Raw genomic sequence first — 11,766 nt, forward strand, 5'->3', positions numbered from 1 at the left:
GTAAAATTCGGTGCAATGCTGTTGCCGACATTTACATGCAGTACAAAATCCGAAGCGCATTGCCCGGCATTCGGAACAAACCGATAATCGCCACTTCCAGTATTATTGATTGCCGCTGGTGTCCAGGTTCCTGAAATCCCATTCGGTGAAATCATATTTAAAACCGGCACTGTTGATCCGGTACAAATGGAAATCGGCGTGGTGAAATTCGGTGCAATGCTGTTGCCGACATTCACATGCAGTACAAAATCCGAAGCACATTGCCCGGCATTCGGAACAAAACGATAATCGCCACTTGCAGTATTATTGATTGCCGCTGGTGTCCAGGTTCCTGAAATGCCATTCGGTGACGTTGTGTTTAAAACCGGCGGAGTTGCTCCGGTACAAATGGAAATCGGTGTGGTAAAATTCGGTACAATGCTGTTGCCTACATTTACATGCAACACAAAATCCGAAGCACATTGCCCGGCATTTGGAACAAATCGATAATCGCCGCTTGCAGTATTACTGACAATTGCAGGCGTCCAGGTTCCTGAAATGCCATTCGGTGAAATCGTATTTAAAACCGGCACTGTTGATCCGGTGCAAATGGAAATTGGTGTGGTAAAATTCGGCGTGCTGCCTGTCGTAATGTTGATATTAATAGTATCCGTAATTTCCAAACCGCAACTGTTCACAGCTGTTAATGTCAAAACTACAATACCTGTTGCAGATGGGCTTATCGTATAATTAGTTGCCAAATTTTCCGGGGTTGAAAAAATCCCCGAAGCAGCTGTCCATCGAATGGTTAACTGCCCTTGCACACTTCCCGCCAAAACAATTGTTGTTCCTGAGCAGGCATTTATTGTGGCTGGACCTGCATCGACTGTAAATGGCGGTACAGGCGCAGAACATCCGTTGTTGATGTAGCTGGCTGTTCCTGATTCGGTAAACAATACGATTGCACCATCCGCAGCTACAGTAGCGCCATTCGTATCTACCAATAAAGCGCGATTGTAAGTGACGGAATCCGAACACGAACCAAATGAAATCGTAAGCGTACGCAAACCGGACCCTGAATTCGCAAAATGTCCAGAGGCTGTCGTCGGATTGTTTTGGTATATAATATAGGTGTCATTTGTGAGTGCGCCAAAAGAATTCATATCCGTATCGAGATTGAAACTGGTTACCAATATGACGTTGGCATTTGCCGGAAGCAAGCCGTTTGTGGGTTCGATCAATTGGCCACAGCCACCGGCATCAAGAATATCTGCGTTCAATGTTGCGGTTTTAGTTGCCGTGACACTATTTCTCACAAGTCCCTGCCACGGATTATTTGGCCAGGAAACCGACATATTGCTTGTATTGATAGCTGTTGCTCCAACCTTGAACCGCACCATTTCATTCAGTCCTTCCTGCGAACTGCACGCATCAACAAGAATGCTTTCGATCTGGAAGCACTGCGCCGATATTTCTTTGGGGTTCAGCAAAACTAGAAGTAAAAAAATAAAGAAAGGTAAAGAGGTATTTTTGATTTTCATTGTTCCGATTTTAAAAACGGCGAAAGATAGAAGTCTGAAATCAATCCCGATCCACAATCAAATTATCAAAATGTTAGGAGTAAATTATGATTAAAACACCAAGTTGTTAAGCTAAAATTAAGCAATTGTAAAGTCGGAAAAAACACACAATTTTCATCGACGAAAAGCATACAAATTCGACCAACTACCACTTCATAATTCGTTAATGATTCCTTAATTATAAGTACAGACAGTTAAAAGACTACTGCTCTATTTTTGTTGAAAATCAACCCTTTACAATGAATAAAATGCTTTACTTAAACATTAACGACCTTGCCCTTAAAAAGGTTTTTAAGCCAATATTTCCATATCACTGCAGTTTTTATGACAACCCATTCGCATCTAAAAATTAAGGCTATGAAAACAAGATTACCCTACCCTTCTTTTCATTACTTTTTTCTTTTCACGGTATTTTTTCTCACTGCGTTTGGTGCTTCGGCACAAATCATCGGCTGGGATGCTTCGACGGTTCCTGCCGGAACTTACGGCCCAAGTCCGTGGACGCCTTCAACGCTCAATGTTCGCCTGACAACTACCGGACTCATACGTGGCACAAACATCGGGACAGATACCAGTGTAACTCCTGCAAATTTATGCTGGGGCGGCCAGGAAGGTTGGGGAACAACACCCAGCGATGCAAACAGTTTCTATTTTACTTTCCAGGCCACAACGGGTTATAAAATCAACCTGAGCACCATTTCATCTGCAACAAGAAGATCCAATAGCGGGCCTACAGGTTGTTCGGTATGGTATTCTTTAAACGGCGGCGCTTACATTAAGATTGCCGATTGGTCGACAAGTTCAACCACCGGAACAACAGGAACGCCAAACAGCACTGCACTAACCGGAATTGCCGCTTTGCAAAACATTCCTGCCGGAACAGCAGTTAAATTCAGGCTAAGCCCGAACGGAACGACCGGAAATTATTACATCACCGGCGGAACCAACTGTTTAAAAATTGACGGAACCGTTGTTCCCGCTGCAGTTATTACAACGCAGATAAACGGAACGGCTCCAATATGCATCGGAGATTCTGCAAACATCAATGTAGCGATTACCGGAGGCGCAAGTCCGTATAAATTAATTTATTCAGATGGATCTGCCCAAACCACGATCAACAATTATGTCAGCGGAACGCCAATATCGGTTACGCCATTAGCAACAACAAATTACACTGTCGTATCGGTTACCGATGCAAATGGTACTGTAAGCGTACCTAACAGCGGATCGGCCACTATTACGGTAAACCCGCTTCCTGTAGTTGCAGCGGCAAACATCGTAACCTGTGCAGTTGGTGAATATACATTTACATCAGGAACTCCAGCAGGAGGAACATACAGCATCCCGAATCCGTATTCAGGACCGAGCACAACTTATACCTATTCTTATACCAATTCAAATAATTGTAGCAAAACGAGCGCAACCTACACGTTTACCAGAAATACACCCGTTGCGATAAATACACAACCTTCAACAGCAACGCAAACCACCTGTCTCGGTGGAAGCTTTAATCCAATTACCGTTGCTGCAACAGGATCGGGAACAATTACATACCAATGGTACAGCAATGCAACTGCATCTACGACAGGCGGAACCGCTTTAATTACCGCACCACATCTTGCAAACGGTTCGCGAACGGCCAGCTTTACACCATTGGCGACAGCATTGGGAACGACTTATTATTATGTTACCGTAACCAACAGCTGCGGTACTATAAAAAGTACGGCCACAACCGGAATATTTACTGTTGAAGCTCAGGCAATTTCTGGTACGGTTAGCCAAAACCAGACGATTTGCGCTGGAACAAGCCCGAATGATCTGACATTATCAGGAAACAGCAGAAGCGTTGTAAAATGGCAGATGGCGGTAGATGCTGCTTTTACGTCAGGCGTACAGGATATCGCCGTGACCAATGTTATTTTACAAGGTTCAGCCGTTGGGAATTTGTTGCAGACGACTTACATCAGGGCATTGGTTTCTAACGGATCATGTCCGGCAGTGCCGACAGCTCCGATTGAAATCAAGATCAAAACGACAACCTGGAACGGAAGCTGGGACAACGGACTTCCGGACAGCGCAACGACGGTGGTATTTGCATCAGATTACAATTCGACCGGCGATCTTCAGGCTTGCGCGGTTGTAGTGAATTCTGGAAATATCGTGATCAATTCCAATCATACTTTAACGGTTCAGAATGCCTTAAAAGTGAATGGCGGATCATTGGTTTTTGAAAACAATTCGAGCCTGATACAAATCAACGATGCTGCAAATTCAGGAAATATTACCTACAAAAGGAATGCGATGCCGATGGTGGGCTTTGATTTCACGTATTGGTCGTCACCGGTTAATTTTCAGATACTGGCAACTTTTTCACCCGATACGCGCTTCGACAAATACTTCTGGTGGAATACGTCAACCTACAGCTGGAATGCAGTTACCGCTCCAGGAATTACTCCGATGGAAGTTGGAAAAGGCTACATCATGCGTGCACCGGCAGCTTACAATTCGACCCCACAGGTTTTTGAAGGAAAATTTATCGGTATACCGAACAACGGAAATTATACAGTTCCGGTTGGCGTAACCAATGTTGCAAAAAACTTCAACCTTTTGGGAAATCCATATCCAAGTGCGATCAGTGCCGATGCGTTTATGTCGGCTCCCGAAAATGCAGCCGCTTTAGGAACCGGAAGCACGATTTATTTTTGGACACACAACACCGGAATCTCTTACCAGGCTTACAACACCAGCGATTATGCGTCGTACAATTACACCGGAGGTACAGGAACAGCTCCGGCTGCCGGGCCAAACACCAACCGCCCGAATGGATTCATTGCAGCCGGACAATCTTTTATGATCAACGGATTGGCCAATGGAACGGCAACTTTCAAAAACAGCATGCGCAGCGCATCCAACAACCAGTTCTTTAAAAATGCTGGTAATGGAATTGAAAAAAACAGGCTTTGGTTGGCGCTTAAAAATGCAACTGGCGTATATAAAGAAACATTGGTGGGTTACATCCAGAATGCGACAAATGGGATCGACCGCGGTTTTGACGGAGAGAACATTCCGTCAGGAAACGGCTATGATTTTTATTCGGTTGCCAATGATATGAAGCTGTCGATACAAGGACGTGCCTTGCCTTTTCACGATTCGGATGTTTTGCCGCTAGGCTTTGCTGCTTCGGCAGCCGGAAGTTTTGAAATTGGTCTCGTTGACTATGACGGATTGTTTGGAAATCAGGATGTTTTTCTCGAAGACCTATTGCTGCATTCGATCCACAACCTGAAACAGGGCGATTATATTTTTACAACAGTTGCAGGCGCTTTTGACGCGCGATTTGTACTTCGCTTTACGGATGCGCAACTCGGTACAAATAATCCATTGAATTCTGACAACCAGGTCGTTGTGTATCGAAAAAACTCGGAAGTCATGATTCATTCGGATTTTGAAGATCTTTCGGAAATCTTCATTTTCGACATTTCAGGAAGGCTGATCCGTACAGAAACTGCTTTGCATACGAAAGAAATCAGCATCAATACCGGAAATGCGACAGCTGTGATGATTGTCAAAGTAGTGCTGAAAAACGGACAGGCATCGATCCATAAAATCATCAATTAAATATTAAAAAATTCAATAAATAAACAACCATTAAATTATTACCAATGAAAACACTTTTACCAAAAAAGTACGTTAGGGCATTACAACTCTTTCTGCTTTTATTAGCCGGAACTTCCTGGGCGCAGGTCGTGCCTACGCACACCGGAAACACCGGTTTTACAGGCTGGACGCAAGCAAATTGCACACAGGGATCAGCCAGTAGCAACGATTACCTGATCATGGGCGTTGCCAATGCATCGGTGACTTCACCAGTGATGAACCTCGACAATTTTACAGGAGAATCGCTTACTTTTCAGGCAAGGATGTATGGCGGCCCGACGACCGCACAAGCGACCATTACCGTTTCTATTTCAGTAAATAACGGATCAAGTTATGCCGTTCTTGGAACCCGTACGCCCACAAATACTACATTAACTGCGCAAACTGCATTCGACCTTAGTTCTTACACAGGAACACAATGCTTTATAAAAATTGAAACCAAAGGTGCATCTGGTGCCAAAGGTGCCGGTGTTGATAACATCGCGATCAGCGGAACAGCAGCACCAACAACAACTGCACAAACGATTACTTTCGCAGGGCCGACAGCAAAAACCTACGGTGATGGAACGTTTGCCTTATCAGCAACAGCTTCATCTAATTTAACAGTCAGTTTTATAAGTTCGAATACTGCTGTAGCGACAGTTTCAGGGACGACAGTTACGATTGTTGGTGCCGGAAGCACGAATATTACGGCTTCACAGGCAGGAAACGCCTCATACAGCGCGGCTCCGAATGTCGTTCGCGCACTTACGGTCAATAAAAAAGCAGCAACGTTGCCAAATGCAGCAGCGGTTGATAAAATCTACAATAGAACGACTACTGCTACAATTACTCCCGGAACAATTTCAGGAATTATAAACAGCGATGCCGTAACCGTTTCCGGCGGCGGAACATTTGCAAGCCTTAATGCGGGCTTAAATATCGGTGTTACGCCTGCGCTGACTTTGGCAGGTGCAAAAGCAGCCAATTATGCGTTGACGCAACCAACAAATTTATCAGCAGACATTACGCCAAAACCTTTGACCATTCCAGGCGCTGCGATATTAAATAAAGTTTTTGATGGGAATACAGATGCTACGTTTTCAGGTACTTTAACCGGAGTCATTTCACCTGATGATGTTGCTTTATCGGTAACGGCAGGTTTTGATTTTCCGTTCGCAAGCCCGGGAATTCCGGTTACCGTTGACGCCTCTTTAGTTGGCGCAGCTGTTAATAATTATAAGCTTCCGGCGTTAACCGGATTTACCGCTGACATTACGCCAAAAGCATTGACTGTTTCTGATGCAAGGGCATTGAATAAAATTTTTGATGGAAATGCCAATGCTATCATTACCGGTACTTTAGAAGGTGTTATTTCGCCTGATGAAGTTACATTTGTTGGAAGCGGATTGTTTGATTCGCCAGCTGTTGGATTGAATGTTCCTGTAACGTCTACAAGTACCATTACAGGCGATATTTCAAATTATACATTGCAGCAGCCAACGGGCTTGAGAGCCAATATTACTGCAGATGCTTTGATTCCGCAAACCATTACTTTCGACAATTTGAATAATTTGATTTATGGAACTGCTAATTTTAATTTATCGGCTACAGCCACTTCAGGTTTGGCGGTGGTTTATGAAAGTTCAGATGCGACAATTGCTTCAGTTTCGGGAAATACGATCACGACTAACAAGACCGGAACCGTTACAATTACTGCAACGCAACCCGGAAACGGAACTTATGATGTTGCCAATCCGGTTACCCAGACATTGACCATTACACCAAAAGAATTGACATTGGCAAACGCCGCTGCAACCAATAAAATATATGACGGAACCAACAATGCTACAGTTACCGGAACTTTGTCGGGAATCGTAAATTCAGATGATGTAACTTTTATTGGAACAGGAAATTTTGCTGCAACTGCGGTAGCACAAAACATCAATGTTACCGCTGTCATTACGCTTGGCGGATCGGCTGCAGCCAATTATTCAATAGTGCAACCAACAGGATTGACTGCTTCTATTACCGTAAAAACGCTAACGATCAGCGGATTGACTGTGTTGGATAAAGTCTACGACAAAACAACTGTCGCAACAAACGACGGCGGTATATTAAACGGAATTGTACAAAATGAAGATGTTACTTTTACCGGAATGGTAGCTTTTACTTCAGCCGATGCCGGAACCAACATTCCAGTAATTTCTTCGTTAGAATTATCAGGAGACACCGCTTCAAACTACGTATTGACACAGCCCACTTCGCTTAACGCGGACATTACACGCGCTGCACTTACCGTGACCGGATTAACAGCGGAAAATAAAGTCTACAATAGAAACACTGCTGCAGTTTTAAATGGAAATCCGGTGCTTCAAAATGTGATTGATGGAGACGATGTGGCGCTTTCAGGCACTGCAACTGCGGTTTTCAACAACAAAAATGTGGGTACAGCCAAACCGATTATTGTCAGCGGTTATACATTAACCGGAACTTCTGCTTCGAATTATTCCGTAACACAGCCAACAGGCATTACTGCCAACATCACTGCTGCAAATGTAACCATCAACAATGCCCTTGCAAACGATAAGACTTTTGACGGAAATGCAACTGCAACGATAACCGGAACGCTTTCGGGCGTCATTTCTCCAGACGTCGTGACTTTGGTTGGAACCGGAACTTTTGCTACATCAGCTGTTGGAACAAACATTGGCGTTACTTCTACTGCTACATTAGGTGGAACGGATGGAGTTAATTATACCATCAACCCGCAACCACAAGGATTGACCGCCGATATTTTAACCGGACCATCGATTTTGGCTGTCGGCGATTTAACGATCATCGGGATGCAGGTCAATACACCGGACAGTTTTGCTTTCGTAAGCTGGGTTCCGTTAAATCCGGGAACGATAATCAAATTTACAGACAATGGTTTTCATGGATCTGTGTCTGCAAATGAAGCGAACAATGCCAGAGGTGGAGAAAACTTTGTATTGTGGAGAAATAACGGAGGTGTAATTCCGGCCGGAACGGTAATTCTATTCACCGATGCGCCTTCCGTTAATTATGGAACCATCGTTTCAGGGAATCTAAACGGCTTAGCCGCAGGCGGAGATACGATTTTTGCGTATCAAGGTCCGGCAACTTCGGGAACTAATCCTGATTTTACTGCGAATACAACTACTACAACCTTTAACGGAACGCTTTTATATGGTATTTCACTGCAAGGTTCGGGCAGCAATACAACCTGGTTAACGACCGGAACAGCTACATCAAACAACTCTTATCTTCCTTCACAACTGAATGTTTCCAATGGAAATATTGCTATTGCAAATTCGGCATCACGCGCGCAATACAACGGTTCGAGATCAAATCAGGTGTCTTTGGATGGTTACAAAGCATTGGTAAACAATCCTGCCAATTGGACATCAGGTTCTTCAGCAGGAACGCAGACTTTCAACACCACAGCGTTTACATTGGCTACAGCACCAACAGCTTCGGTTTTATCAGGTACAGCAACGGTTTGTTCAGGCGCTTCGGCCAATTTAAATGTGGCAATTAGCGGTGGAACAGCTCCATTTAAAGTCGTTTATTCGGATGGCACGTCTGAATTCACGGTGAACAATTACAACAGCGGCAATGCGATTTCAGTAGCTCCGACAGTTACTACAAACTATGCTATCGTATCGGTTACCGATGCCAATTCGCTTGTTGGTACCGGCAATTCGGGATCAGCGATCATTACCGTAAGCGTACCGGCCACGTATTATGCCGATGCCGATCATGACGGTTATGGAAATCCGGATGTTTCTTATTTTGGATGCATCCAATCCGGATATGTTTTGGACAATACCGATTGTAACGATGCTGTAGCGGCAATCAATCCAGGGCAACCTGAAATTCCGTATGATGGCGTTGACAACAATTGCGACGGCCAACTTGATGAAGGTTTCCAGATCAAAACCAAATTGCTGAACAATTTCTGCGGGGCCACTTTGCCTTCTATCGGATCGCTGATCGGCATCATCACATTAGTACAGAGCAACCAGATTACCGGATATAAAATCAGGGTAACCAATGGATCCAATGTTCAGGTTATCGACAGAACGGTTCCAAATTTTAGCCTTACGATGCTGCCGTCGTTTGATTATGCAACAACGTACACCGTTGAAATCCAGCTTCAGAGAAATGGCGTTTACTTGGGCTACTATGGTGATTCCTGCCTGGTTTCTTCTCCGGCCGTACTTGAAGAAGGCGGCGCGACCGCAGTTTCACCATCGCAATGCGGCATCAGGATTCCGGCGATTACGACCTTGATCTCAACAACGAGCCTTGCCAGGGTTACAGGTTACCGTTTCCGCATTACCGATATCACTCCGGGCGGAACAGGATTGGTACAAACCATCGACAGGCCTTTGCATTGGTTTAGTCTGCCAATGTTGGCACAATACAATTACAATGCGACTTATACGATAGAAGTGTCAGTGAAAACTACCGGGGCTTATTCCGGATTCGGATCAGCCTGTGAAATCTCTTCCCCATTGGTTCCGATGACCAAATGCGGATATACGGCAACATCGGTTACCGATAATATCACTGCACTGAGTGCGAGCGGCGCTGCCCAATACCGATTCCTGGTCATAGAAACGCAGCAAGGCGGGTCGACAACAATTGACCGGAATATGAATTACTTTAATTTCAGCATGATTCCGGGTTACCTGCCTGGAGGAAGATATTCTGTTCGCGTCGCTACTTTTACAAATGGAAACTGGTCGGTGTTTAGCGATGCCTGTTCGGTATTTGCTCCTGGCGGAATTGCAGCTAAAGGTTTGATGGATGAAATTGAATCAATTGGGAATGTTTCATTTGGTGCTGCAGTTGCCCCAAATCCTTTTGCATCCGATTTCAATCTGAAATTAACCACTGCTTCGCAAGAACTGATACAAATCAGGGTTTACGACATGCTGGGCAAACTCATGGAATCCAAATCATTAGAAGTGCCTGAGCTTGAAAAACAGCAGCTTGGAAACAATTATCCGTCAGGTGTTTACAACATGATTGTCACCCAGGGCGAACAAGTGAAAACGATCCGTGTGATCAAACGCTAATATATTTTTTTTGACAGTGCTTAAAGGGCAGGTATTTTTACCTGTCCTTTTTGTTTTACAAAAGATTTTAATTGTAAAATACTACAACATTAACCGGACATCCTGTAAAAACGGACGGTTTTAAAGTTGCCATCTTTGCTTTACCGTAACAACGGACTCAAATAAAATCTAAAAACTGCAAAATGAAAAAAATCAACTTATTGGCCGTAATGGCTTTATCAGCATTCGGATTGAGTGCAAATGCACAAATTCAGGAAGGAAATATTATGGTGGGTGGAAATTTAGCCAACATCAATCTGGGGCTTAACGACCCGGCAATTTTTAGTGCCGACATTTCCCCAAAGGTCGCATGGTTCATCCAGGACAACATGGCCGTTGGTGGTTATGTCAATTTCGGGATTGAAACTGCAGAACACAGCAGCACGACAACGAATTACGGCGTGGGCGCATTGGGGCGTTATTATTTGGGAAAAGCCGTGGAAGTGCTTAAACACGGAAGGTTTTTTGGAGAAGCAACTGTTGGTCTTGGCGGTGTCAATGTAAGCGGCGCAGACAATACAAACGGATTAAACCTGAGCGTTGGACCCGGATTTGCTTATTTCATTACACCGAATATCGGGCTGGAATTGTTACTGAAATACAACGGACTTGTCGGATTGGGCAGCGAGCCATATCAAAACAACCTGAATTTATCGTATGGTTTCCAGATTTACCTTCCGGGCAAAAAAACCAAAGATAAAGTAGAAAGCGACGTAAAAATGTAAGCGTCATTTACAATTTATAAAAAGCAATCTTCTGGATCATCCTGAAGGTTGTTTTTTTTGTTTAGCCCCGGTCGTATCTGAAATCATATAATGATTAGCAAAATTGATATAATGACCAAATAGGCATTCATTCTTATGTTTGTAAGATTAAACTTAAACACTACCACTATGAAAAAGATGAAATTTTTATTCGGAATGCTTGCCATCGGCGGGCTATTGTTCACGTCGTGTAACAATGACGATGACAGCAACACCACTCCTGTTGATACCAGCAACGGAATTGCAGGTGCTTACAACCTTGTAGAGTTCAGGACACCAAATGACACCGACATCAACAGGGACGGCACACCGCATCCAAACCAGATGAGTGAAACCGATTGCTATAACGACAGCAAACTAACCTTTAATGCCGACAACACATTTACATACGCATACCGTGCCGTAAATGTTGCTGACGGAATCGGAACCTGTGCTTCTGCTACTTTCACCGGAACCTGGCAAATTTCAGGAACTTCAGGGTCGACAGTAAACCTTGCTGCAACTTATCAGAATGCATCAAACCAAAACGTCACCTTAAACCTGTCAAAAACCGGAAACAGATTGACGCAAACCACTTTACTTGCGCAGTATCCAAACGTAAATAACGACAATGTACTGGTCAATTCAATTGGTACTGTGGTCTTGGTTTTTGAAAAATAA

The 11,766-nt window shown here is 44.1% G+C and carries 4 protein-coding genes and 1 pseudogene; 4 read left to right on the top strand and 1 reads right to left on the bottom strand.

Going from position 1 to position 11,766, the window contains the following annotated elements; all coding sequences use genetic code 11:
- Nucleotides 1–1,520: pseudogene (locus BLS32_RS18565) on the bottom strand (hypothetical protein); the annotation flags it as partial.
- Nucleotides 1,521–1,916: 396 nt separating this feature from the next.
- Between BLS32_RS18565 and BLS32_RS17320 the strand changes: the two are divergent.
- The 4 genes from BLS32_RS17320 to BLS32_RS17335 all read left to right on the top strand — a co-directional run bounded on the left by BLS32_RS17320 (nucleotide 1,917) and on the right by BLS32_RS17335 (nucleotide 11,766).
- On the top strand, nucleotides 1,917–5,177 hold the full coding sequence (locus tag BLS32_RS17320) for a hypothetical protein (protein WP_091399061.1): 3,261 nt from the start codon (nucleotides 1,917–1,919) through the stop codon (nucleotides 5,175–5,177).
- A 44-nt stretch (nucleotides 5,178–5,221) separates the two neighbouring features.
- On the top strand, nucleotides 5,222–10,303 hold the full coding sequence (locus BLS32_RS17325) for a YDG domain-containing protein (protein WP_091399063.1): 5,082 nt from the start codon (nucleotides 5,222–5,224) through the stop codon (nucleotides 10,301–10,303).
- Nucleotides 10,304–10,485: 182 nt separating this feature from the next.
- Nucleotides 10,486–11,067 (top strand): porin family protein, encoded by a 582-nt coding sequence (locus tag BLS32_RS17330; RefSeq protein WP_091399065.1) that lies wholly within the window; start codon nucleotides 10,486–10,488, stop codon nucleotides 11,065–11,067.
- Between the two features lie 168 nt (nucleotides 11,068–11,235).
- The gene (locus BLS32_RS17335) at nucleotides 11,236–11,766 is read left to right on the top strand and encodes a DUF5004 domain-containing protein (RefSeq protein ID WP_170227612.1); all 531 of its coding nucleotides are present in this window, start codon (nucleotides 11,236–11,238) and stop codon (nucleotides 11,764–11,766) included.

The sequence above is a fragment of the Flavobacterium noncentrifugens genome (assembly GCF_900100375.1).
Taxonomy (GTDB): Bacteria; Bacteroidota; Bacteroidia; order Flavobacteriales; family Flavobacteriaceae; genus Flavobacterium; species Flavobacterium noncentrifugens.

What these genes read in the sequence shown, in the direction of transcription:
- BLS32_RS17320 (WP_091399061.1), top strand. Translation starts at nt 1,917, where the DNA reads ATGAAAACAAGATTACCCTACCCTTCTTTTCATTACTTTTTTCTTTTC.
- BLS32_RS17325 (WP_091399063.1), top strand. Translation starts at nt 5,222, where the DNA reads ATGAAAACACTTTTACCAAAAAAGTACGTTAGGGCATTACAACTCTTT.
- BLS32_RS17330 (WP_091399065.1), top strand. Translation starts at nt 10,486, where the DNA reads ATGAAAAAAATCAACTTATTGGCCGTAATGGCTTTATCAGCATTCGGA.
- BLS32_RS17335 (WP_170227612.1), top strand. Translation starts at nt 11,236, where the DNA reads ATGAAAAAGATGAAATTTTTATTCGGAATGCTTGCCATCGGCGGGCTA.